This window comes from Bacillus sp. MHSD_36 (assembly GCF_030757775.1).
In the GTDB taxonomy this organism is placed as follows: domain Bacteria; phylum Bacillota; class Bacilli; order Bacillales; family Bacillaceae_G; genus Bacillus_A.
Genome location: NZ_JAVBIS010000001.1, coordinates 284082 through 307180 on the forward strand (window position 1 = coordinate 284082; position 23099 = coordinate 307180).

Genomic DNA, 23099 nt, shown 5'->3' on the forward strand with positions numbered 1-23099 from the left:
CACCGTCATTTGTGACGGTGCTTTTTTTAATAGTTTTTATTCCCCGCCAATTGCGAGCAACCTTTCCTTTATCGTGTACTCCATTCTTTTGTAAATTCATCATGATATGCTTCGCTCCAATGGTATGGCTGCAATTCTTTTAACGGTTTGAAAATAATATCTTGTTTCGAATTTGTAATGGCGCATAGTACTTCCGGTCCCCAATAAAATAAACGTTCTTGGCATACACCACAAGGTGATAACACTTTTAACTCAGAATGCTTATTTTCCCTTGCAAGACAAATAGAATGTGTAACTTTCTTATGAAATTTATGCGCCTCTAAAATAGCACCTGTTTCCATACAAAGTTCTGTTGAAGCATTTATTACATCAGGGGCCACACTTGTATAAATGGACCCATCTTCTACACGAATTGCTGCAGCTCCGCCCCAACCATGTGGGTATCTTTGGTCAATTAAACGTTTCACTGCATCATATAATTGTTGTTCAATGCTCAATTGTAGTTCCTCATTTCTACGTAATTTTCGATTCAATGACTATATTATTTTTATAGTAATACCGTTAAAAAAGAATAGACATCCAATTTCACACTATGTATGTAAGAATTACTCTTCATCTGCATACTTTTCGTCTAAAGAAATTAATAGAGCAATTAACCCGAGTACTATAATAATTAAAGTAGTTATAAAAGATTTAGAAAGAGAAAAGGAACCTGCAATGAAAGGTGATAAAAACTTGAATGACAGTATACTAGCTAGTAAGGAAACTACTAAAGTGGTAAAAAGAGCTATATTTTTATTATTAATAGATGTTAGTAAAAAGTCTTTAATAAAGCCAATAGAGACAAATATAGTTAGTATGATAAGAGAAATAAAATAATGTGTTACATTTGTCATACTAATAGTAGGATCGTCTATTATGTAGGCAAGTAACTTAGATATTAACATACCGCCAAACAATAGAATGATAAAAGCGAGTAATTCTGTTGACATATAGGTGCTGAAATTGACTTTCTTTTTAAAGAGCTTATAGCTGAGAGTAGCCTGGATTATTTGCATGATAAATAAAGCGATAATCCACACATAATATACAATTGGTAATTCTCCTGAGAATAGAGAAATTAGGAAATTTACTATTGTCTTTAAAATTTCAATCATTACGAAAGGCCTCCTGTTTGTGAGCTTTACGACATTAAAAAGTGCTAGTCTACCGTTTAATGGAACTGTTAATTCAAACTATTTCTAATTATTCCATAAAAAGGTGGTAGCTTCAAGTTATCTTTTTAACAAATCCTCCAAGGCTCAACACTAGAAAAAGAAACGCAATATGTAATATAATTGAAAAAGTATATTTAAAAAATCAATGTTAATATTACCCTCCTATAAGTATTAACATACGTAATTGAGGTGTTTTCTTTGTTGTTTTATGATCGAATTTCTATAATGGCCCCTCCTGTTCCGTAGCTTAGGAAAGTCTTTTTATTTCTGAGATTTTCAAAGTTATAGGAGGGTATGAAAAATGAAAAAAGTCTCAGTACCATCACTTTTGTTAATGATCATTCTTGTCGCATTTCCGCAAATTAGTGAAACGATTTACACACCGTCTTTACCTGACATCTCAAAGGCACTACATGTAAGTAATAATGAGGTACAGTTAACACTAAGTGTGTATTTTGCTGGATTTGCTTTAGGTGTATTTTTTATTGGGTGGTTATCGGATATAATTGGCCGTCGCCCGGCAATGTTATTTGGAATTGTCGTATATGGCGCTGGGAGTTTCTTATGCTTTATTGCAAATTCCATTGAAGTTTTATTGGTAAGTCGTTTTATTCAAGCATTTGGAGCAAGTGCAGGATCAGTTGTGACGCAAACAATTCTTCGTGAAAGTGTAGAAGGACATAAAAGGCATGTTATGTTTGCTCAAATTTCGGCAGTCATTGCCTTTACACCAGCGATAGGACCATTAATTGGTGGCTTTCTTGATCAAATGTTTGGATTTAAAATTGTATTTTTAAGTTTAGTAGTTATGAGTGTCGGGATTTTTCTGTATACGTTTGTTTCTCTTCCCGAAACAAAAACGGACTCAGTAACGAATAAAATAAATGTGTTTTCAGTCTTGAAGAGATTAATTACAAATCCGAAAGTAGTAACATATGGGTTATTAATTGGAGGAGCGAATGGTGTTTTATTTAGTTATTATGCAGAAGCACCATTTATCTTTATTGAATACTTTCAATTATCGCCTAGTATGTATGGATTTTTAGGGATTGTTGTTGCTTCTGCTTCTATTATTGGAGCAAAAGTTTCAAAACAATTGCTTACCACATATAAACCAGAGAAGATTATATATATCGGTTGTCTCGTAATGACAGGAGGAGCTATCTTTTTATCTGTTATTACGTTTGTTGGAACAAATCCTAATATAATATATATGATTGGATTTTTAGTAGCGATGTTTATATTGCTATTAGGAATTGGAGTAGCGTTACCTAACTGCTTAAGTTTAGCATTAGTAGATTTTCAAGATGTTATTGGTACAGCCGGAGCATTGTTTAGCTTAGGCTACTATGTAATTGTAACGATGACAATTTTGGGAATGAGTCAGCTGCATACGGGCTCGTTACTCGTGATGCCACTTTATTTTCTAGCTATAGTCGTTATCATGATGGTGTTTACTAAAGTGTTTATTTTAGGTAAAGAAACTTCAAAAATGAGTTAAATATGAAATGGTAAAAGAGTCTCTTTTTTTAATGAGACTCTTTTATATTGTATCCCGCTGTTTTGAGGTAGCAAGATTCCTGCCTCAAAATTGGGCTGGACTAAAGAAGTTAGTAATTTATTAATATATTAAATTTCTGGTTGGTATATAAATCGGACGTGTGGGAAATTACGTTATCAACTATACAGATTGAAGTACATGAGGTGTGAAACCGAGGAAGAAATACTCTCCTCGGTTATTTATATTGTAATAATATTCATACCGGAATCAAATTGAATAGATGTATTTTATTGTTAATTCAGTTAAAAATTAAACATAATCATGCATATTAATTTATTGAAAAAATAATTGAATTTTTCAGATTAATGAATTAATATAAGGTAAGTAATTTTAAGATTTATAGAATATTGGAAGATGAAAGGTTTTGAAAATTTTGTAAGAGGCAAAAAAAAGATTTTAGGATAGCTTTAAAGCTAGTGTAAAATGACGTTTGCTTCATCATTTTTAAGGCCGAAAGGAATTAGGGGAAGGCATCTTGATTTAAAATGCGGCTATGAATCATCTAAGAGGGGGAAGTGAAGTGGCAAACAAAGAATTGAAAAGAGGCTTAGAAGCACGTCATATTCAAATGATTGCTTTAGGTGGAACGATTGGTGTTGGCTTGTTTATGGGGTCAGCCAGCACGATTAAATGGACAGGTCCGTCAGTAATGCTTGCGTATGCAATTGCAGGTATTTTTATTTTCTTCATTATGCGTGCGATGGGTGAAATGTTGTATATGGAGCCGAGTACAGGTTCATTTGCGACGTTTGGCCATAAGTATATTCATCCGTTAGCTGGTTATATGACAGCGTGGAGTAACTGGTTCCAGTGGGTTATCGTTGGGATGTCAGAAATTATTGCGGTAGGAGCATATATGCAATATTGGTTCCCAGACTTACCAGCATGGATACCAGGTGTAATCGCAATGGTTATTCTTGGCGCAGCTAACTTAATTTCTGTTAAGTCATTTGGTGAATTTGAATTTTGGTTTGCGATGATTAAGATCGTTACGATTCTATTAATGATTATTGCAGGATTTGGACTTATTTTCTTTGGAATTGGTAACGGTGGAGAAGCGATTGGCATATCAAATCTTTGGTCAAATGGCGGTTTCTTTACAGGTGGTTTTTCAGGATTCTTCTTTGCATTATCACTTGTAGTGGGTGCATACCAAGGTGTGGAGTTAATCGGTATTACTGCTGGTGAAGCAAAGGATCCGAAGAAGACACTTACAAGAGCGATTCAAAGTACCATTTGGCGTATTTTAATTTTCTATATTGGTGCTATTTTCGTTATTGTAACTGTGTATCCGTGGGATCAATTAAGTACAATTGGTAGCCCGTTCGTAGCAACTTTTGCGAAGGTTGGTATTACGGCAGCAGCTGGACTTATTAACTTCGTTGTTATTACAGCGGCGATGTCTGGTTGTAATAGTGGTATTTATAGTGCGGGTCGTATGCTTTATACGTTAGGTGTAAATGGACAAGCGCCGAAATATTTCACGAAACTTTCTGGAAATGGTGTACCTTTATTCGGTACAGTTGGCGTAATTATCGGTTTAGCGGTTGGTGTTGTATTAAGTTATATTGCACCGAAAAACTTATTCGTATATGTATATAGTGCGAGTGTACTTCCTGGTATGGTACCATGGTTTGTCATTTTAATTAGTCAAATTAATTTCAGAAAAGAAAAGGGAGCAGAGATGAAAGATCATCCGTTCAAAATGCCATGTGCTCCTGTTACAAACTATTTGACGATTGCCTTTTTAATTATGGTGTTAATCGGAATGTGGTTTAACGATGATACACGTATTTCACTAGTTGTAGGTATTATTTTCTTAGCTATCGTTACAATTAGTTTCTACGCTTTCGGAATAGGGAAACGACGTCCGTTAGATGTTCCAAATGATCAGGAGTTTTCAAGTAAATAAAGATAGTAAAAAAGTCCGATTTCTCATTTGGAAATCGGACTTTTTGCTATTAAAACTTTTCTAAAACGATTTTCCCAATTGTACTTCCGCTTTCAAGCAGGGCATGTGCTTTTTTTACATTTTCAGCGTTAATTGGTGTGAATGTTTCATTTAATGTAGTCTTTAAAATACCTTCATCTAATAGTTCACTTACTTTATTTAATAGTTCGTGCTGCGTAATCATATCGCCAGTTTCATACATCGCTTTTGTGAACATAAACTCCCAAACGAATGTAGCACTTTTACTTTTTAAAATACCCATTTCAAGAGGGTGTTCATTTTCTACGATAGAGCAAATTTTTCCTTGTGGTTTAATGAGCTCACATATTGCTTGCCAATGTTGATCTGTATTGTTTAAGCAGAAAATATAATCTACATCTTTTATCCCGAATTCTAATATTTGATCTTGTAAAGGTTGGTGATGGTTAATAATATAATCGGCACCAAATTTTTCAACCCAGTGTATCGTTTCATTGCGGGATGCAGTTGTGATGACATTCAGTCCAGCCCATTTCGCAAGTTGAATGGCAATTGAACCTACACCACCAGCACCGCCAATAATTAAAATGTTTTTGAATGTATTCTCATCTCTCTTATTGTAATCAATACCTAAACGTTCAAATAAACCTTCCCATGCTGTAATGGCTGTTAGAGGGAGTGCTGCAGATTCCGCATCACTTAACGTTTTTGGTTTCTTACCAACGATTCTTTCATCAACTAAATGATATTCACTATATGTACCTTGTCTCGTAATACTTCCAGCGTAAAACACTTCGTCGCCTTCTTTAAATAACGTACAACCTTCGCCAGTTTGCACAATAACACCACTAGCATCCCAGCCAAGTATTTTCGCTACATCTTCTTTTTTATCTTTCGGAGAGCGAACTTTTGTATCAACTGGGTTAACGGAAATAGCGTTAATTTTAACGAGTATATCTCTTCCTGTAGCAACAGGTCTTTCAACTTCAATATCAATTAAACTGTTTTCTTCTTCAATAGGTAAGTATTCATGTAAACCAATTGCTTTCATTTGTATTCCCTCCATTAAAGTAAGAATTCTTTACTTCTATATTATAGATGGTGAAATACTGCTATGTAAAAAAAATACCCTCTTTTTTATGTAAGCTGTACTGATAGTCTAGAAGGAGTTTATTTCTAAAAAGAAGAATTTTTTACTGTATTACTTTATCCCAAACTAAATGTAAAGGTGGATACATAATGACAGTAAAGAAGCTTTATTTCGTTCCAGCAGGTCGTTGTATGTTAGATCATTCTTCTGTTAATAGTACAATCGCGCCAGGGAATTTATTGAACTTACCTGTATGGTGTTATCTTTTGGAGACGGAAGAAGGTCCCATTTTAGTAGACACAGGTATGCCAGAAAGTGCAGTTAATAATGAAGGGCTTTTTAACGGTACATTTGTTGAAGGGCAGATTTTACCGAAAATGACTGATGAAGATAGAATCGTAAATATATTAAAGCGTGTAGGGTATGAGCCGGACGACCTTTTATATATTATTAGTTCTCACTTACATTTTGATCATGCAGGAGGAAACGGTGCTTTTACAAATACACCGATTATTGTGCAACGAACGGAATATGAGGCAGCACTTCATAGAGAAGAATATATGAAAGAATGTATATTACCGCATTTGAACTACAAAATTATTGAAGGGGATTATGAAGTGGTACCAGGTGTTCAATTATTGTATACGCCAGGCCATTCTCCAGGCCATCAGTCGCTATTCATTGAGACGGAGCAATCGGGTTCAATTTTATTGACGATTGATGCATCTTATACGAAAGAAAATTTTGAAGATGAAGTGCCGTTCGCAGGATTTGATCCAGAATTAGCTTTATCTTCAATTAAACGTTTAAAAGAAGTTGTGGCGAAAGAGAAACCAATTATTTTCTTTGGCCATGATATAGAGCAGGAAAAGGGTTGTAAAGTGTTCCCGGAATATATATAGTGCAAAAAGTCATGAGCTTACGTGCTCATGACTTTTTCGGTTAAATAATTTTTTTGAATAAGTTATAAACCTTTTTTGAGCTATCTTCATTTAATTGATAGTACTTGAGGTTTACATCATTAGGAGTATCTTGCTGAGCAATCATCACTTCGTTACTGTGATGATCAACTACCCATATGAAATATTTTTTATAAGTTCCATCCTCAAAAGTAATCCACATATCACAATCTATTAAATCTGATCCTTCTTCATCTAATGTTAATTTTCCTTTTTTTGCGGTATCCATACTATTAATAAACGTTTTTAATTCATCTGTTTTTGTAAGGAAGATATCCTTTTTTGTTTTAATGGACTCGACATGTATATCTTTTATTTCTTGTTTTCCTAAGAAGACAGGGGGCTCATTTGGATCCCTTTGAGTTGAAATAATAGTAGCTTTTTTCTTTGGCTTATTTGCTGTATACAAATCTTGAATAGATTTTCCAGAGTTTACAAACCATATGATTCCACAAATAATCAATGTGCTACAAAGCAGTAAAATAATTTTCTTAATAGAATATTCTCCTCTCTATTACTTCGTATGAAGAGCTTTTCTATTAATATATGATAGGTAAGCGTAAAGTATTATAGTTGAACGTGGCTATTCTTAACAGTTTTCAGGGGGCGATCAACGAGTAAATTGTAAGTAAGCCCAATTAATACGAAAACACCGCCGATAATCTTTCCAGTTGAGAGTTCATTTGTCAGGAAGAAATCAATGATAGTTCCCGCAAATAATTGTCCGATAAAGATGAGTAACGTTAAATAAAATGCTGATATTTTAGGAGTAATATAGTTTGATAATGAAATAACGATAACGCCTACTAATCCGCCTAAATATACAGCGATAGGAATGGACTGTAACGTATGCATTGGAATGTACAATGAATCTGAACTGAACATTAAAAATAACATAGAGAAAAATAAGCCAGTAATATAATTAAAAAACGTGCCTTCCCAATTCCCAATTTCTTTTGCTAAATTCGCATTAATAATTCTAGCAACGACGATAGAAACACCAGCTAAAATAGCGATTGTAACATATAACATTTTCTTGCCCCCATTAATAAATTGTCATGATTATAATTCCAGAAGAGATGAAACATAGTCCAATTAGTTTTTTCTTTTCAAATTTAGCAACTTTCATTCCTAATAAGCCAAAATGATCAATAACGATGGAAGCAATGGACTGACCAAGTAAACTTAATGCGATCGTAATAGAGGCACCAAGGACGGAGAAACTTATATTGTTAAAAAGAACAGTGAATACTCCAATCGCTCCAGCGCTATATAAAAAAAGTGGAATACTCTTATCAAAATGGATTTTATGTTTGTTTATGATTAAAACGAAAATAACTGCAATTAAACCGACAAGGTGAATGACAACACTTGCTGTATACTTGCCGATTAACTCAGATAAAATCCCATTCAATGGAAGCATAACGGCGATGAGCACACCAATAAAGACAGAAAGAAAGTTATACAATGTAATATCCCCTTTAGATTTCATATTTGTAATGACTGTATCATGCTGAAATTGTGTATTACTATGACATATGTCATAGTGGAAGAAGAAAATTTTGATTACAATGGGGATGAGTTGTAAAGGTGGGGGACTATGAAGAAAATATGTAATTCAATTAAATTAGCAGAGTATATGAAACAAAATAACATTGATTCATTTTTTACTAATGATATGAAGCCATATATGGAGCTTATATTTTTTAAGAAGAATGAGTTTATTTGTAGAGAAAATGAAGAGATAGATTATTTATATTTCTTCGTTGAAGGAAAAGCAAAAGCGTTTAACACATTAAGTAACGGGAAATCTGTATTATTATGTTTTTATGATAGCTTGCAGTTACTTGGAGATGTGGAGTTAATTCATTCACAAAGGATTACTTCAAACGTACAAGTGATGGCAGATTCATATTGTGTTGGTTTGCCTTTAGGGAAAGTGAGAAATCAACTATTTCATGATGCAAAATTTTTACGATGTATTTGCGGATCGTTAGCACATAAGTTAAATCGACTTTCCAAAAATAGTACAATTAATTTACTATATCCACTTGAAAACAGACTTGCAAGTTACATGTTAGCAGCAGGGGAACGAGCGGTGCAGCACGGAAATCGAATTGTATTTAGTGGGAATTTAACAGAAACAGCTGAATTGTTAGGAACGAGTTATCGGCATCTATTACGTACATTAAATATTTTTTGTGATAAAGAGATTATAAAGAAAAACAATGGATGCTTTGAAGTAGTGAATGTGGATGTTTTAAGGGAATTGGCGGCAGATGTTTATAAATAGGAGAGGATTATAAATGATTACACCTATATTTAGAATTTTTGATATTGAAAAAGCAAAGCAATTTTACATAGATTTTTTAGGGTTTAAACGGGATTGGGAACATCGGTATGAGGAACATATGCCATTATATATGCAAATTTCGTTACATGATGCTGTAATCCATTTATCAGAACATCATGGGGATGCTTCGCCAGGCGGTACGATTCGGTTCAAAATAGGTAATGTAGAGGATTATCATTCTATATTATTGAATAAAGAATATGCTTATTCGAAGCCAAATATAGAAAAAACACCTTGGGATACAATTGAATTAACTGTAATTGATCCGTTTTCAAATAGAATTATATTTTATGAGGAAAAATTGTAGAGCCGGAAGGAATTAATATATATTTTTTTAGAGATAGTGCAGTGTAATTACGTATTAAATAAATGGGATGAAGAGTAGTTCATAAAGCGGTGAACTACTCTTTTCATTTTGTTAAATAGATTGAAATATTGAAAAATAAATCGTATCATAAAACATATGAACAAATGAGCATGTATTCATACGTTTTGAGAAGGAGGAAAAAGATGTTAGATGTAATTATTATTGGAGCTGGTCAAGCTGGATTAGCTATGGGATATTACTTGAAGCAAGAAGGATATAATTTCTTATTAATTGAGGCAGGAAACCGAATTGGGGATTCATGGAGAAACAGATATGATTCTTTACAGCTCTTCACACCGAGAGAATATAGTAGTTTACCAGGTATGGTAGTAAAAGGAGAAGGAAAGGGATTTCCATGTAAAGATGAAATGGCAACATATTTAGAAGAATATGCAAGATACTTTACATTACCGATCCAATTGCAAACCGAAGTTTTAAAAATAAAGAAAGAAAAAGATATATTCGAATTACATACTCCTACAGAAATTCTACAAACGAAAAAAGTTATTATCGCAACAGGTGGTTTTCAGCAACCGTACATCCCTTCATTTTCACAACATCTTTTATCACATGTTTTTCAAATACATTCATCACAATATAAATCACCATCACAAATTCCTAAGGGGAAAGTACTCGTAGTAGGTGGCGGGAATTCAGGAATGCAAATTGCAGTAGAACTTGCAAAAACTCATGAAGTTACAATGTCTATCAGCCATCCTTTAACATTTTTACCGTTACGTCTTTTTAGAAAAAGCATTTTTAATTGGTTAGAAAAATTAGGTTTATTGTACGCCGAAGTAAATACTAAGAGGGGAAAGTGGTTTCAGAAGAGAAAGGATCCTATTTTTGGTTTTGAAGGTAAAGAATTTATTTGTAATGGAGCAATTAAACTAGAGGAAAAAGTGGTTCATGCATCAGAAAATGGCATTATGTTTCAAAATGGTGGCACGTATAGCGGAGGAAGCATTATATGGTCAACTGGTTTTATTCAAAACTATAAATGGATTGAAATAGAGCAGGCAGTGAATGAGAAAGGATTTCCTAATCATATAAGAGGAATAAGTCCAGTAAAAGGGTTATATTATATCGGTTTACCGTGGCAATCTCAAAGGGGCTCTGCACTTATTTGTGGTGTGGGAAAGGATGCAACATATTTACTTTCTAAGATCAAAAAAATAGATCAGTAGCAGCGACTACTGATCATCCATATGTACATGAATTAGGAGAGGTCAAACATTTATTAACTTTATTATAATAGATTTTCAAGAGAATAAAAACTGAAAATTCTAATTTTATGTTGAGAAAGTTTTTTGTATCGAAATATATAAAAGAATAAGGGTTTTTAGTAAAAGGAAATATGATATTTATATTTTACTAAAGTGTGATATAGTCTATATAGGATTTATTTCCTTAAATTGGATTTTTATAGTCTTTATATTTTTAAAGTAGAAAGGGGAAGCGATTGTGAAGTTTGATGATCAACGCCTACTAGGAGTACGATTAGGATCGGTACTTGTAACAGAGGAAAATCAATATTTAGTAATTAAGAAAAAAGATCATTATGCACTATTAAATATACATACTTTAGAATGCACACATGTTGAAGTACAGTTAGAACATATTGAAGAAATGTTGCAGGAAGATTTCCAAGAAAGTATAACGGAGATTATTGCGCCAGAACATATAAAAATTGTTGCGAAAAATGTTATATAAGTAAAGAAGCTGGAAGGAACAGCTTCTTTCTTTTTATTATAAGGATAACGTTTCTAAGACGTCACCAATAATCCCTTCCATTTGATGAACACCTAAGTCAGCGTTTGTCATTATAATAGCGCCATTACCTCGGTATGGATAGCATACCATCATACATTGAAATCCAACGCCCCATCCGAGTGAATATATTTGTAAGTCTTCATTTGAATCATCTAGAAAAACACCTAGTCCCGTCCATTTTGAGCAACCTTGAGGAGAAATCATGTCTTGAACTGTTTTTTGAGAAAGTTTTAGTTTACCCTTTCCTTGTAAGGAATGAATGATTTCAATTATTAAAGTTGATAAGTCTGTTGGTGTTGTCCAAATACCTGAAGCAGCTGTGAAGGGATAAAATGGATACTTTTCATTTGTAACGGTGCCATTTTTATTATGCCCGCAAGCAAAGGTCTCCATTTTATTTATATCTTCAGAAGAGAATACTGTACTATTTTTTAGCTGGAGTGGCTGAATGATATATTCTTCAAGTAAAAGATTGAATGGTTTTCCAGTTATATCTTCAAGTAGTAGTTCAATAATACAAAAGTTTGCATCGGAGTAGTGAAATTCGCTTTCTGGTTTATAAGTTATTTCTATTGGTACTGGGCAATATGATGTTTTACCAGCAAGGAGTTCAGACATGTTTGGTCGCCCTTGTGCAAATGTATAATGTCCAAAGCTATTAGGAGGATCAATAATTCCAGATTGGTGACTTAATAAATTTCGCAGGGTGACTTTTTTCTGTGAGGTAAATAGGTTGGTAGGTATGTTCCAAGATGTGAGTCTATCATTTATGTCTTCATCTAAATGTATGATTTCTTGATCTGATAACGTTAGTACGAGCATTGTAGTGATATTGAACAAGAGTTGAATATAGAATTCGTAGTGACAGTTCTAGTTGTTCTAGATTCAAGCGTTCCAAAGGCAATCGTTTCGTCTAGTTTGCCATCACGTATAATAGCAAGGCTTAAACCTGCAACGGAATATTGGTTCATTTTTTCGTATATATTGTTACTTTTTAAGTTCATAGTGACTCCTTTCTTAAAAAAGACAGAATGTTAGTTCTATTATACAGTAGTAAATAAAGAGAAAAAGAAAAAACTTCATCTTTTATCGATGAAGTTTTTTTAGTTAATTCGAAGTGAATGTTTTAAAAAATTTATCTCGGTACATGTACATAAACCATGAAGTTGTTAGTAAGGAAATGATAACTTGTTTATTTTGAATTGGCGCATTGAAAACAAGCCAGCCAACGATATCAAATAATAAATGTAGTGCAATTGAAAGAACTAAAAATTGTAGCAACGTATTTAAAAATCTTTTCATAAAGTGTCCCCCTAAAATAAAAGGTTTTATCAACATTGTTGTATATTACTATTATACATTAAATGTGTTTTGTGGTAAAATTTACATAAGATAATGAAATAAAACAAATGAGAGCTAATAGGGGGATAGTCATGGAATTTTGGATGATCATACCGATAGCGGTCTTTGGGTTTATTTATATTATTGAAAAATTAAATAGAATCGAAAAGAAAACGGATGCACGTTTAAAGAGGATGGAAGATAGATTACAGCTAATTACGAAAGAAATGGGAATTATAGATAGAGAACCTGAAATTAATAAAGAGTTGCGCCAGCTTATGGAAGAAGGAAAAACAGTTACAGCAGTTAAAAGAGTAAGAGAGGCTTTGGGTTTTTCTTTACTAGAAGCGAAGCAATATGTTGATAAATTATAAAAAAGATCATCCATTTGGATGATCTTTTTTCAATGCACCATGCGTGTATTTACATAAGCAGCGATTATAACGTGGCCAATTATAATGATAGGAAATAAGATTTTGACATTAGGAGTAGTGAAGACACTACCAATTGTGGCGATAACACCGGCAATTAAATTATAAAGACCAACTATTTTTGATAACTTATCTTTATTTGGCACACGGCGTTCATTGAATCCTGATAAGAGCCAAGTGTATTGTTTAACTCCGATGAAATAGGCTAGTGCAAATGAAATAATTGCTAGTATGAATAATGATGGGGAAGCGAAGAGAGTCATTGAAAACACCTCCGTTAAAGAGTTATAAATAAATTATAGTATGAATGTTATAATTTAACAAAATAGATTTAAGTGTAATAGAAAAACGGAGTATATATCATGAAGGGGGATTAAGTATGAATATTGTGGAATTCCAGAGATATGTATCAAATTTCAGTAAAGAAAAAGGATTTCAAGATACTACAATTGAAGAACGTGCAATGTATGCAATGGCGGAATTAGGTGAATTAGCGGAAGTTATATTAAAGCGTGATAAAATACAAGATTCGAAAAGAGAGATAGAAGATAATATTGTCGTATGGTTACCGCAATATAACATTTTAGCTGGAGGTTGTTTAGTTAAATCTGCGTCCTCGAAAGATTTAGGAAACGTTGCAGATGCCTATGTAAATGAATGGTCTATATCGATTGAGAATGTGCTGAAGCGATATGGAAACATCAATTCAGTAGTGCCTGGTCATGGGGGAGTAGGGGATAGAGATTTACTTCTACATACATTGGATTTGTTGAAATAAAAAAAGCGAAGAGAAACAAATTTCTCCTCGTTTTATTCTAACTATATTTAAATGCGAAGCCTGCATATGTTACTGAGATTTTAATTCCAAGTATACAAATACCAGTACCGTCATAATTGCTATAACAACGTAAGTAGCATCAAGCATTATAAGTGTCTTTAAAGTTTCAGTCATCCTCATTCACCCCTGGTATAAAAATATAACATAATCTCTTATCAATTAAATCAGAGATTATAAAGATAACAATGTACATAAAACTTCTTAAGTAGTGTCTATATAAATATATCATATAAATAATATAAAAAATGTTAAGATAGTGTAAATGTATTGTAAATTAAAGGGTCGCTCATAATGTCTGTAAATCTTTTTTATATACTATGTATCTCTTGTGTGCCGGATAGAAAACAGTTATAACATGTGAAAAATAAATTTACTTTGATAAATCAATCACAATGGTAGCTGTTACTACATTTTCCTCTATTACTTCTACCTGTACTTGTTCATCGTTTCTCCAATTGATATTGAAGTTCTCTGTCGTATACATTTCCTTAAGAGTAACCTCTTTATATTTTTTTAAAATGCTACCTCTTTCCCCATAATAGATTCTTACAGTTGAACTGGGACTTGGTCCTTTTGATTTTATTGTTTCTCTTAATTCGATAATATTTATTAGACTTGGAGATTCACTTTTTTGAAAGGTAAAGGAACTGACCACTTTTTGTACCTTCTTAAAAACAGAACCATTGGATTTATTTGATATGTTAAATTCCACAACTTCAGGTACGGATTCTTTGCTTCGTAGCGTTATTGTTGCTTCATAATCGTTTTTCCAATCTATTGTAACGTTTGAAGAATCGAGACGTTCCCCATCATTTGTAATATTTGTGTCAAAATGTTCCCATAAGCCGTATTTAATTCTAACGGGAGAGGAACCATGAGAAGTGTCTGAATCTATTTTTACTACTTTAATTGTATTTATATTATTCGGAGAATGACTTTTTTTAAGTGTAATGTCGTATAAATACAAAATGTAAGAAAAACAGCCTACTACTAAAATAATCGAAATTACAATACGTAAGGCAGTAATTGGACGGCTTCGTTTTCTTTTTTTCTTAGTGCTTTTACTATTTTGTTCAAGGTCTTTTTCAATACTCGTTTGAACTGTTATTTTTGGCGGGCGAATAAGCGACCAAATGAAAGCTATAAGTAGTAAGAAAAGAGGTATTCCTTGAATAAAGAAAAATCCTTTCCAAAAATCAAGTGCAGTACTATATGGAGAATCTGTTGCCATCCCCCCTATAAAAAGTGCCATTGGACTTGCAAGTATATTTACCCCTAAACCAATCAATACGAATGAAAGATTTTTATTCCTAATTTTTCGTGACCCAGCCATAATAAACAGCAATACTGCAATACCAAGTATAAGAAACAGTATTCCGTAATAAAACATCATATATACCATCATATTGTCCCTCCATAACTATAATTGTACCATTAGTAAGGAAAAATTTGTGAAATGTTAGATGGATATGATATTTGTATTCCTTAAAAGTGTGCCGATATATTATGCAAATAAATAATCATGCGCAAGTATTAATATAAGGAGACAGTAAAAATGTTATGTCAACAATGTGAACTGTCACAAATTTATATATATTATTGTGATTGATATCACATCCTTTTTTCTCAATGGGTATTATCCTTAGGGTGTAATTAATGATTGGGAGAGGGTGGGATGATATGTTTTGTTATCAATGTGAACAAACACCAACAGGCGGATGTAAAGTAATGGGTGTTTGTGGCAAGAATGAAACGATTGCGAGTTTACAAGATACGATTGTGTTTGGGTTAAAAGGAATTGCGGCTTATCGTACGCATGCTGCTCAGCTAGGGTATACGGATGCATTTGTAGATGCTACAACACAAGAAGCTTTATATATGACATTAACAAATTCTAACTTTAACGAACAAGAGCATATTGATATGGCTATGAAAGTGGGGAAATCAGCTTTACGGGTGATGGAATTATTAGATGAGGCACATACGAATCACTTTGGTGTGCCAGAGCCTGTACAAATTACACAAAATCGTGTAGAAGGTAAAGCAATTGTAGTTACGGGTCATAATTTATTTGCACTAGAAGAATTATTAAAGCAAACAGAAGGAAAAGACATTAATATTTATACACATTCTGAAATGCTACCAGCACACGGATATCCGCAGCTGAAAAAATATAAACATTTAAAAGGAAACATCGGTAAGGCATGGTATGATCAAAGACGCCTTTTTGAAAAATTTACTGGTGCCATATTAGCTACAACGAACTGTGTTATGCCAATTAAAGGATCGTACTCTGATCGATTCTTTTCATATGACATTGCAGGTTTAGAAGGTGTACAAAAAATTGAAAATGATGATTTTACACAATTGATTCAAAAAGCGCTAGAACTTCCAGAAGTACATATGGAGTCAGATGAACAGTTAGTGACAGGGTTTCATCATCATACAGTATTGTCATTAGCTCCAGAAATTATTGATGCAGTAAAAGAAGGGAAAATAAAGCGTTTCTTTGTTATCGCCGGTTGTGATGCTCCAGGAAAAGGCGGAGAATATTATCGTGAATTGGCAACGTCACTTCCGCCGGAGACAGTGATTTTAACGACTTCTTGTGGTAAATTCCGTTTTAGTGATGTGGATTACGGCGTTGTACCTGGTACCGAGATTCCGCGCTACATCGACTTAGGACAATGTAATAATTCCATTTCTACAGTGAAAATAGCAGCTGCTTTAGCTGATGCTTTCCAATGCGAAGTGAATGAATTGCCAGTAAGCATTGTCTTATCTTGGCTTGAACAAAAAGCGGTTGCGATTTTACTTGGACTATTTAGTCTTGGTATTCAAGATATTCGCATCGGTCCAAAGGCGCCTGAATTTATTTCACCTGGTGTGCTCGATGTATTACAAGAAACATTCGGTTTAAAACTAATTACAACTGCAGCAGAAGATATGGATATGATGTTATCATAACAAGAGGATGACTGGTTTTATTCAGAAGAATAGCTAGCTTATTGCGCCCCAAAACAAAAATGTAGAATTTTGTTTTGGGGTATTTTCTTTTCTTAGCTGGGTGGGTAATAGTTGATTTTAGAAAAATATAAAAGTCGAGTTGATATTTCAACTACTCAGTCATACAATGTACTTGTAATAGGTAATACTGTGTAGTGCTGTTTCTCAAAATATTTTCAGTAAACGATGGGTAATAGCGGTTTTTAGAAAAAATTTGAAAATCAGTTGACATCTACAACTACTTAGTCATACAATGTAGTTGTAATAAGTAATACTGAATAGTGTAGTTTTACTCAAAGGCTATTCAGTAAAAATTCGCCTTAGTACTCTGTAATACTGAATATAAGTCAGACAGAATAGGGGGTAAAGGAGGATCAGGACATGGAAAATTTAACTGAAATGCTGAAAGGTTCACTGGAAGGGTGTGTACTGGAAATCATTAGTCGCCGTGAAACGTATGGCTATGAGATTACTCGCCACCTGAATGATCTTGGTTTTACAGAAGTCGTGGAAGGAACGGTCTATACCATCCTCGTACGATTAGAGAAGAAAAAGCTTGTGAATATTGAAAAGAAACCATCAGATATGGGACCACCTCGTAAGTTTTATTCATTAAATGAAGAAGGCCGCCAGGAGCTTGAATTGTTTTGGAAAAAATGGGATTTTGTATCGTCAAAAATTAATGTCTTGAAGTCAAAATAGGTTCATAAGATAAAATGTTTTGGCCGATACTTTGGGAATTTCTTGTTCGGTTTTATAAAAAGGAGGAAAATAAGATGTTGGAAATGTTCAAAAAGTTAATTGGTGATAAAAAAGAGTACAAAATGATGATGGCACGAGTTGCAGCACTGCCAGAGGACTATCAGTTTGTGTTTAAGAAAATTCAAAACTACATGTGGAATTTTTCGACCGGAAACGGGATGGATATGCTGCACATTCAGTACGAATTAATCGATTTGTTTGAAGCTGGTGCAGCGGAAGGCAGACAAGTGTTAGATATTACTGGGGAAGATGTGGCATCTTTTGCTGACGAACTAGTAGCAAGTGCGAAAACGTATGTCTCCAAGTATCGTGAAGATTTGAATGAAAGCATCATGAAGAAATTGAGAAAAAAATAAATGTAATAAGTCATACCGACTGATTAGCTGGTTACAAATGTGAATTGCCACCATCGCTATTCAGTTATATTTTTAAATCACTACTAAGTATTACAGATTATCAGTGATACTAAATAGAGGCATAGGTAATCTATTTTGATAAGGGGGAAAAGTATGAGTAATGCAGTGATTTCCGTAAAAGGGATAAAAAAATCTTTTAAAGATAAAGAAGTCTTAAAGGGAGTGGATTTTGAAGTGCAGCGTGGCGAAATTTTCGCGCTGCTAGGCTCAAATGGAGCGGGAAAGACGACAACGGTCAATATCCTTTCGACACTAATGAAACAAGATGATGGTGAGGTGAGTATTTGCGGGTTTGATATCCAACGTCAACCAGATCATGTTCGGCAAAGCATCAGTTTGACAGGGCAGTTCGCAGCTTTAGACGGCATGCTTACTGGGAGGGAAAACTTGATCATGATTGCCAAGTTACGTGGTGTTTCTAGTCCCGCCCAAGTCGCTGACAATCTACTTACAAGATTTAGCCTGACAGATGCGGCCAACCAGAGGGCGGATCAGTATTCAGGCGGGATGAAGCGCCGGCTTGATATCGCGATGAGTTTGATTGGAGCGCCAGCAGTTATTTTTCTAGACGAACCAACGACTGGACTTGATCCTGAAGCGCGGATCGAAGTGTGGAATACAGTCAAGGAACTGGTCAGCAGCGGCACAACAATCTTGCTCACGACGCAGTACTTGGAGGAAGCAGAACAGCTGGCTGATCGTATCGCGATTTTGCATAGCGGAAAAATTATTACGACAGGTACTCTTACTGAACTGAAAGAGATGTTTCCACCAGCAAAAGTGGAGTATATCGAGAAGCAGCCGACATTGGAAGAAATTTTCCTTGCGATTATCGGTAAAAAGGGGGAGATGTAAATGAAAAGCAAAACAGGGGTATTACTAGGGCGCTTAATGCGTAATATTATGCGTAGTCCAGATACAATTATTACTGTAGCGATTACACCGATTATGATGATGCTATTGTTTGTTTACGTATTTGGCGGAGCTATAAAGGCAGGAACGGATAACTACGTCAATTATTTATTGCCGGGAATTTTGCTAATGGCTATTGCATCCGGTGTAGCTTATACTTCTGTACGATTATTTTCGGATGTAAAGAGTGGGTTGATGGCACGTTTCATTACGATGCCTATTAAACGCTCATCGATATTGTGGGCTCACGTTTTAACCTCTCTTGTTGCTAATGTGCTTACTATCGTGGTGGTTATGCTTGTTGCGCTCTTAATGGGCTTTCGTTCTAGTGCTGACATGCTAGATTGGCTTGCAGTAGCTGGAATACTGGGGATGTTTACGTTAGCGCTAACATGGCTAGCTATCATTCCGGGGCTGACAGCGAAGTCTATGGAAGGGGCGACAGCATACTCTTACCCACTCGTTTTTCTTCCATTTATTAGTTCGGCATTCGTACCTACCGAAACGATGCCAAAAATTGTTCGTGCATTTGCAGAGAATCAGCCTGTAACTTCAATTGTGAATGCGATTCGTGCCCTTTTATATGAAGGGACTGTTGGCAACGATATTTGGATTGCACTTGCTTGGTGCGTAGGAATTATGATTATCTTGTACTTTTTTGCTAGTAAAGCATTTAAACGTCAGTTAGGGTAAGTGAATTAAATCATTCAAAATTATATACGTTTTAGAAAAAGCACGGGAAGATTTTCCGTGCTTTAATAATACATTCACACTTCGCTTAATTGTAATAGTTTTAAAGTGAATAGGAGAATAATGAATTGAATACAAATGCTATGAAATATGGTATGTAACGCTTAACTAAAATAACTTAAAAATAAACAGAATATTCTATATAAATATAGAGATTATAGTTGTGATGTGTTATATTTATACTTATAAGGTATATAATGTATAAATTAATTGTTTAGGGGATGGAAAAGGGAGAGATTCAAATGAAATGGTATTTATATGCTCTCAAAAACTATGCGAAATTTAGTGGGAGAGCAACGAGAAAAGAGTACTGGATTTTTACTTTAGTTAATAAGGTTACGTTTTGGTCATTAATATATTTTGCCTCATATTCTCCGTCTGTCTTCTATTTAAGAGCCAATATTACTTTGCTATATATAGCAATTTTTATCGTTCCTACTCTGGCAGTGGAAGCTCGTCGATTACATGATAGTGGAAAAACCGGATGGTGGCAGCTATTAAATTTGGTGCCATTTGGAGGAGCGGTTCTACTTGTGTTTTGTATCATTGAAAGTGATGAAGGCGAGAATAAGTATGGACCAAATCCACATACAAATCTTAAACAAGCAATTTAATGTATTTATAGGAAACTCTAATATAAAAAGGTGTGAACTAAAAGCTAGTTCACACCTTTTTTGTTGTCTTCTTCATAGAGGCCTCGTTAAGAAGTGACTAGTTAAACTCAATATTTTGAGGTTTAACTAGTCACTGCTTATGGAGTGTATAAGCATAACCGCTCTTGTAAATCTTTTAATACTTCTTCAGGCATTTCCCTAATTGTAATATCTTTCCCTAGGAAAAGTAGCCAATTTGCTATTTCCGTTACTTCATCCGAATTGTTAACATTGATAAATGTTTTTAAAATGGCTGTGGATTGGTAAGGATTTGTATAAGATATTGAAATTTTGAAAGGGTGGTATTTTTTGAACTGGGCAATTGCTTTTGGACCAAGTTCAAGTATAAGGTTAATCGCTTCATCCTTCTTACTTAGTTTTTCTAAAATCTTTTTCTTATTTAGCTTTTTTTTCGTCGTGTATGGTTCGATATGGATGAGATGATCGACAGGAAACATCCTCTTCTTTTCTTCTTTTAAGTCAAACCCTTCAATGATCCATTGACTTTTTTCTTGATACAGGTGTAATAGATAAATGGAATAAGACTTGATTTCTTTCTCTTCTTTAATGGAAATCAATAAATGTCTATCCAAAAGAAGTATTTGAATGAGTTTTTCTAACATAGGGTGAGGGAGATCAGAAAGCTCAAGTAAATCAGGATTATGAGGGTTGGTCCCTTCAAACAGCAAGAGCTGATTTAAAAGAACAATGTCATCTTGCTGGGTTTCTGAAATGAGTCCTAACAGTTTTTCGGCTAATGATTGACGACTTTTTAAATAGGGAAGTTGTTGATTTCTTGTAGCCATAAAGGCAATAAAAAGAGCTTTCACTTCGTTATCAGTAAAGCGAACAACGGGCAGGATAGAGTTATGCATAACAAAATATCCCCCAGTCCTCCCAACTTCAGCGACAAGTGGCATGCCCATAGCTTCAATTTCTCTAATGTCTCTAATGGCTGTCGATCGAGAGATGTTAAATTCTCGTATGATTTCAGAAATTGTAAAGTGGGAGCGGTTGTTGATATACCGCATAATTGTATTAATCCGTTCAACTTTTTTCATTTTAGTCTCCTAAACAGTATCATTTTTTGACATGATTTAAAGATATTATAAACTCATCAGATGAAAAGATAAATCATTTGATTCATTTTAAAAAAAGGAAGGTTTTGAATATGAAAAATTATACGATTGAAGAAAAAGATAGCTTTATTGTGTTAGGTATTGGAACTGAAATTAAGAGTGACTATACAGACTTTGCTGGGATAAATAAAGAAAAGAAAGACTTTTGGTCGGCTGTTAAAGAAGATGGAAGGCTGGATACTTTAAAAGCTTTAGCTACAAACGAATATATTTTTTCTGTGAGTGAAGCAGTGAATAACAAGATGATGTATTATGCTGGTGTTATGACAGAAGTACAAATAGAAGAAGCATCTAGAGTAATCCAGTTTCCAAAGGGAGAATACTTAGTGGTGAAAGGGGAAGATAAAACGGCTGAAGATTTAAGTAATAAGCTGACTGGCATTGCCTTCGGTCAAGCTTTACGAGAAGCAACGGATTTTGCCTATGTTGGTGGGCCAAATACAACAGTTGAGATGGGGCAAAGAAACGGTTTAGTGTTTGGTGAAATGTGGATTCCGGTTGTTAGGAAGTAAAGTGATAAAAGATATGATTATGGAATGTAGAGGCTAACAATCTTGAATTGTTGGCCTTTTTGACGTGAGTATAATATTCATATACTACTACACATTATGTTCTGATAAAATGGAATAAAAGGGAATTATCAGAAGTTGGTGGTTCAGTGAAAGCTGGATCAAGTGGCTTTCAGATTAGTCTTCCTTGGGGGCCAGGAGCAAGTCTTGTTGGCTCAGTTGTAAGATTTAAAAGTTGGGAACAACTTGTAATGATATATGGTAGAAATGAATTCTAAAACTAAAGAAGAGTGGGATTATGTAGCTTGTTATTATCCAATTGGTAATATTTCAACTGAATATAATTTGTTTTTTAATCATGAACATGTATCGGATATTGTTTTTACTGGATATATTAATGATGAGGAAATCAAACTGAGTGAAGATTTAAAAAGATAAAATATAACTATAATTGTTTATTGATTTCGATATATTTCCAGTTAAGTATAGCCATTTTAGTATGATTTATTTTTTTAGTAAAGGAAGAGTTAATATTGAAAATATTAAAAGGTATAATGTTATTAGCTTGTTGTTTATTAATTGTCAGTGGATGTTCTTCTAGAGAAGGAAAAGTTGTTGGTGGAAAAGTAAAAAGTTCTTCAAATAGAATATTAGGAGATTATAGAGAGTTTACTGGTTCCGCAAGTCGTGATATGGAAGTCAAAAAAGGAGAGAATTGGGTGTTTTCTTTTGATGAAACAACAAAGAAAGGAACTGTAGTTGCTTATGTTGTGGATTCAAATAATAATACAATATTAGAATTTAATAATGGTAAAGATGATAAAAGCCTTAAAGTGCCTAAGGACGATAGATATAAAGTGAAAATTAAAACAGAAGAACATGCTGGGAAATTTTTAATAGAGTGGAAAAAATCATCTTAAATTGAAGAGGAAAATTAATGACGAAAATGGTTAGGTATCCAGACATGAAAAACAATTTAGGGATGGTCACTTATTTATTGGTCTTTTTGTTATTTGAAAAGGAGTATATGGTCTGGGAGTAAGAATCTATTCGCTTGTTAAATTTTAAAAGGCCGCATTATGGAATGTAAAG

General features: G+C 34.0%; 26 protein-coding genes and 4 pseudogenes. 19 read left to right on the plus strand and 11 right to left on the minus strand.

Annotated features, from left to right (window positions below; genetic code table 11):
- Nucleotides 1-68 precede the first annotated feature (68 nt).
- Nucleotides 69-497: a cytidine deaminase gene (locus Q9B79_RS01475; RefSeq protein WP_306182355.1), complete on the minus strand. Its 429-nt coding sequence runs from the start codon at nucleotides 495-497 to the stop codon at nucleotides 69-71.
- 108 nt (nucleotides 498-605) lie between these two features.
- Entirely contained in the window at nucleotides 606-1157 is a 552-nt protein-coding gene (locus tag Q9B79_RS01480; protein WP_306182356.1) for a DUF5823 family protein, read from the minus strand.
- 361 nt (nucleotides 1158-1518) lie between these two features.
- On the opposite strand from Q9B79_RS01480, the gene Q9B79_RS01485 reads away from it, so the two are divergent.
- A complete protein-coding gene (locus tag Q9B79_RS01485; protein ID WP_306182357.1) occupies nucleotides 1519-2718 on the plus strand; it encodes a multidrug effflux MFS transporter in 1200 nt (399 codons plus the stop codon).
- A 580-nt stretch (nucleotides 2719-3298) separates the two neighbouring features.
- Nucleotides 3299-4690: an amino acid permease gene (locus Q9B79_RS01490; protein WP_306182358.1), complete on the plus strand. Its 1392-nt coding sequence runs from the start codon at nucleotides 3299-3301 to the stop codon at nucleotides 4688-4690.
- Between the two features lie 49 nt (nucleotides 4691-4739).
- On the opposite strand, the gene Q9B79_RS01495 is transcribed toward Q9B79_RS01490, so the two are convergent.
- The gene (locus tag Q9B79_RS01495; RefSeq protein WP_306182359.1) at nucleotides 4740-5759 is read right to left on the minus strand and encodes a zinc-binding alcohol dehydrogenase family protein; all 1020 of its coding nucleotides are present in this window, start codon (nucleotides 5757-5759) and stop codon (nucleotides 4740-4742) included.
- 188 nt (nucleotides 5760-5947) lie between these two features.
- Between Q9B79_RS01495 and aiiA the strand changes: the two genes are divergently transcribed.
- Entirely contained in the window at nucleotides 5948-6700 is a 753-nt protein-coding gene (gene aiiA / locus Q9B79_RS01500) for a quorum-quenching N-acyl homoserine lactonase AiiA (RefSeq protein ID WP_306182360.1), read from the plus strand.
- Nucleotides 6701-6740: 40 nt separating this feature from the next.
- On the opposite strand, the gene Q9B79_RS01505 is transcribed toward aiiA, so the two are convergent.
- The 3 genes from Q9B79_RS01505 to Q9B79_RS01515 all read right to left on the minus strand — a co-directional run bounded on the left by Q9B79_RS01505 (nucleotide 6741) and on the right by Q9B79_RS01515 (nucleotide 8249).
- Complete coding sequence (locus Q9B79_RS01505) at nucleotides 6741-7235, minus strand: hypothetical protein (RefSeq protein WP_306183301.1); 495 nt, start codon at nucleotides 7233-7235, stop codon at nucleotides 6741-6743.
- Between the two features lie 89 nt (nucleotides 7236-7324).
- A complete protein-coding gene (locus tag Q9B79_RS01510) occupies nucleotides 7325-7789 on the minus strand; it encodes a DMT family transporter (RefSeq protein WP_000967631.1) in 465 nt (154 codons plus the stop codon).
- A gap of 13 nt (nucleotides 7790-7802) precedes the next feature.
- Nucleotides 7803-8249, minus strand: coding sequence for a DMT family transporter (locus tag Q9B79_RS01515; protein WP_306182361.1), 447 nt, complete (start codon nucleotides 8247-8249; stop codon nucleotides 7803-7805).
- A gap of 108 nt (nucleotides 8250-8357) precedes the next feature.
- Between Q9B79_RS01515 and Q9B79_RS01520 the strand changes: the two genes are divergently transcribed.
- From Q9B79_RS01520 to Q9B79_RS01535, 4 genes are all read left to right on the plus strand, one after another.
- Nucleotides 8358-9050 (plus strand): cyclic nucleotide-binding domain-containing protein, encoded by a 693-nt coding sequence (locus Q9B79_RS01520; protein WP_001969245.1) that lies wholly within the window; start codon nucleotides 8358-8360, stop codon nucleotides 9048-9050.
- Between the two features lie 13 nt (nucleotides 9051-9063).
- The gene (locus tag Q9B79_RS01525; protein ID WP_306182362.1) at nucleotides 9064-9417 is read left to right on the plus strand and encodes a glyoxalase superfamily protein; all 354 of its coding nucleotides are present in this window, start codon (nucleotides 9064-9066) and stop codon (nucleotides 9415-9417) included.
- Between the two features lie 203 nt (nucleotides 9418-9620).
- Nucleotides 9621-10664 carry a flavin-containing monooxygenase gene (locus Q9B79_RS01530; RefSeq protein ID WP_306182363.1) on the plus strand — a complete coding sequence of 348 codons (1044 nt, stop codon included), beginning with the start codon at nucleotides 9621-9623 and terminating at the stop codon, nucleotides 10662-10664.
- 277 nt (nucleotides 10665-10941) lie between these two features.
- On the plus strand, nucleotides 10942-11190 hold the full coding sequence (locus Q9B79_RS01535) for a hypothetical protein (protein WP_000666952.1): 249 nt from the start codon (nucleotides 10942-10944) through the stop codon (nucleotides 11188-11190).
- Between the two features lie 36 nt (nucleotides 11191-11226).
- On the opposite strand, the pseudogene Q9B79_RS01540 reads toward Q9B79_RS01535, so the two are convergent.
- Together Q9B79_RS01540 and Q9B79_RS01545 are read right to left on the minus strand one after the other, a co-directional pair.
- Nucleotides 11227-12254: pseudogene (locus Q9B79_RS01540) on the minus strand (serine hydrolase domain-containing protein).
- Between the two features lie 103 nt (nucleotides 12255-12357).
- Nucleotides 12358-12552 (minus strand): hypothetical protein, encoded by a 195-nt coding sequence (locus Q9B79_RS01545; protein WP_306182364.1) that lies wholly within the window; start codon nucleotides 12550-12552, stop codon nucleotides 12358-12360.
- A gap of 131 nt (nucleotides 12553-12683) precedes the next feature.
- Between Q9B79_RS01545 and Q9B79_RS01550 the strand changes: the two genes are divergently transcribed.
- Nucleotides 12684-12965: a hypothetical protein gene (locus tag Q9B79_RS01550; RefSeq protein ID WP_306182365.1), complete on the plus strand. Its 282-nt coding sequence runs from the start codon at nucleotides 12684-12686 to the stop codon at nucleotides 12963-12965.
- 29 nt (nucleotides 12966-12994) lie between these two features.
- On the opposite strand, the gene Q9B79_RS01555 is transcribed toward Q9B79_RS01550, so the two are convergent.
- On the minus strand, nucleotides 12995-13285 hold the full coding sequence (locus Q9B79_RS01555) for a DUF3784 domain-containing protein (RefSeq protein WP_097889798.1): 291 nt from the start codon (nucleotides 13283-13285) through the stop codon (nucleotides 12995-12997).
- A 116-nt stretch (nucleotides 13286-13401) separates the two neighbouring features.
- Between Q9B79_RS01555 and Q9B79_RS01560 the strand changes: the two are divergent.
- Both Q9B79_RS01560 and Q9B79_RS01565 read left to right on the plus strand, forming a co-directional pair.
- Nucleotides 13402-13587 (plus strand): annotated as a pseudogene (locus Q9B79_RS01560) (MazG-like family protein); the annotation flags it as partial.
- Nucleotides 13561-13800, plus strand: a pseudogene (locus tag Q9B79_RS01565) (subclass B1 metallo-beta-lactamase); the annotation flags it as partial. The pseudogenes Q9B79_RS01560 and Q9B79_RS01565, both read left to right, overlap by 27 nt.
- A gap of 430 nt (nucleotides 13801-14230) precedes the next feature.
- Here Q9B79_RS01565 and Q9B79_RS01570 read toward each other — a convergent pair.
- Entirely contained in the window at nucleotides 14231-15262 is a 1032-nt protein-coding gene (locus Q9B79_RS01570; protein ID WP_306183302.1) for a hypothetical protein, read from the minus strand.
- Between the two features lie 278 nt (nucleotides 15263-15540).
- Between Q9B79_RS01570 and hcp the strand changes: the two genes are divergently transcribed.
- The 6 genes from hcp (at nucleotide 15541) to Q9B79_RS01600 (ending at nucleotide 20320) form a co-directional block, all read left to right on the plus strand.
- Nucleotides 15541-16827, plus strand: a complete 1287-nt coding sequence (gene hcp, locus Q9B79_RS01575; protein ID WP_306182366.1) for a hydroxylamine reductase — start codon at nucleotides 15541-15543, stop codon at nucleotides 16825-16827.
- 420 nt (nucleotides 16828-17247) lie between these two features.
- The gene (locus Q9B79_RS01580) at nucleotides 17248-17568 is read left to right on the plus strand and encodes a PadR family transcriptional regulator (RefSeq protein WP_000429488.1); all 321 of its coding nucleotides are present in this window, start codon (nucleotides 17248-17250) and stop codon (nucleotides 17566-17568) included.
- 74 nt (nucleotides 17569-17642) lie between these two features.
- Entirely contained in the window at nucleotides 17643-17984 is a 342-nt protein-coding gene (locus tag Q9B79_RS01585) for a DUF1048 domain-containing protein (RefSeq protein WP_306182367.1), read from the plus strand.
- A gap of 153 nt (nucleotides 17985-18137) precedes the next feature.
- Nucleotides 18138-18899 (plus strand): ABC transporter ATP-binding protein, encoded by a 762-nt coding sequence (locus Q9B79_RS01590; protein WP_306182368.1) that lies wholly within the window; start codon nucleotides 18138-18140, stop codon nucleotides 18897-18899.
- On the plus strand, nucleotides 18900-19649 hold the full coding sequence (locus Q9B79_RS01595; RefSeq protein WP_306182369.1) for an ABC transporter permease: 750 nt from the start codon (nucleotides 18900-18902) through the stop codon (nucleotides 19647-19649). It abuts the gene before it with no gap.
- 299 nt (nucleotides 19650-19948) lie between these two features.
- A complete protein-coding gene (locus Q9B79_RS01600; RefSeq protein ID WP_306182370.1) occupies nucleotides 19949-20320 on the plus strand; it encodes a DUF805 domain-containing protein in 372 nt (123 codons plus the stop codon).
- 137 nt (nucleotides 20321-20457) lie between these two features.
- Here the strand turns inward: Q9B79_RS01600 and Q9B79_RS01605 are convergent, their stop codons facing one another.
- Nucleotides 20458-21420 carry a helix-turn-helix transcriptional regulator gene (locus Q9B79_RS01605; RefSeq protein ID WP_306182371.1) on the minus strand — a complete coding sequence of 321 codons (963 nt, stop codon included), beginning with the start codon at nucleotides 21418-21420 and terminating at the stop codon, nucleotides 20458-20460.
- A gap of 110 nt (nucleotides 21421-21530) precedes the next feature.
- Here Q9B79_RS01605 and Q9B79_RS01610 point away from each other — a divergent pair, with 110 nt between their 5' ends.
- The 3 genes and pseudogenes from Q9B79_RS01610 (at nucleotide 21531) to Q9B79_RS01620 (ending at nucleotide 22927) form a co-directional block, all read left to right on the plus strand.
- Entirely contained in the window at nucleotides 21531-22010 is a 480-nt protein-coding gene (locus Q9B79_RS01610) for a GyrI-like domain-containing protein (RefSeq protein WP_097908018.1), read from the plus strand.
- Between the two features lie 173 nt (nucleotides 22011-22183).
- Nucleotides 22184-22445, plus strand: a pseudogene (locus Q9B79_RS01615) (DUF4176 domain-containing protein).
- 92 nt (nucleotides 22446-22537) lie between these two features.
- Nucleotides 22538-22927, plus strand: coding sequence for a hypothetical protein (locus tag Q9B79_RS01620; protein ID WP_306183303.1), 390 nt, complete (start codon nucleotides 22538-22540; stop codon nucleotides 22925-22927).
- The last annotated feature ends 172 nt before the right edge of the window (nucleotides 22928-23099 follow it).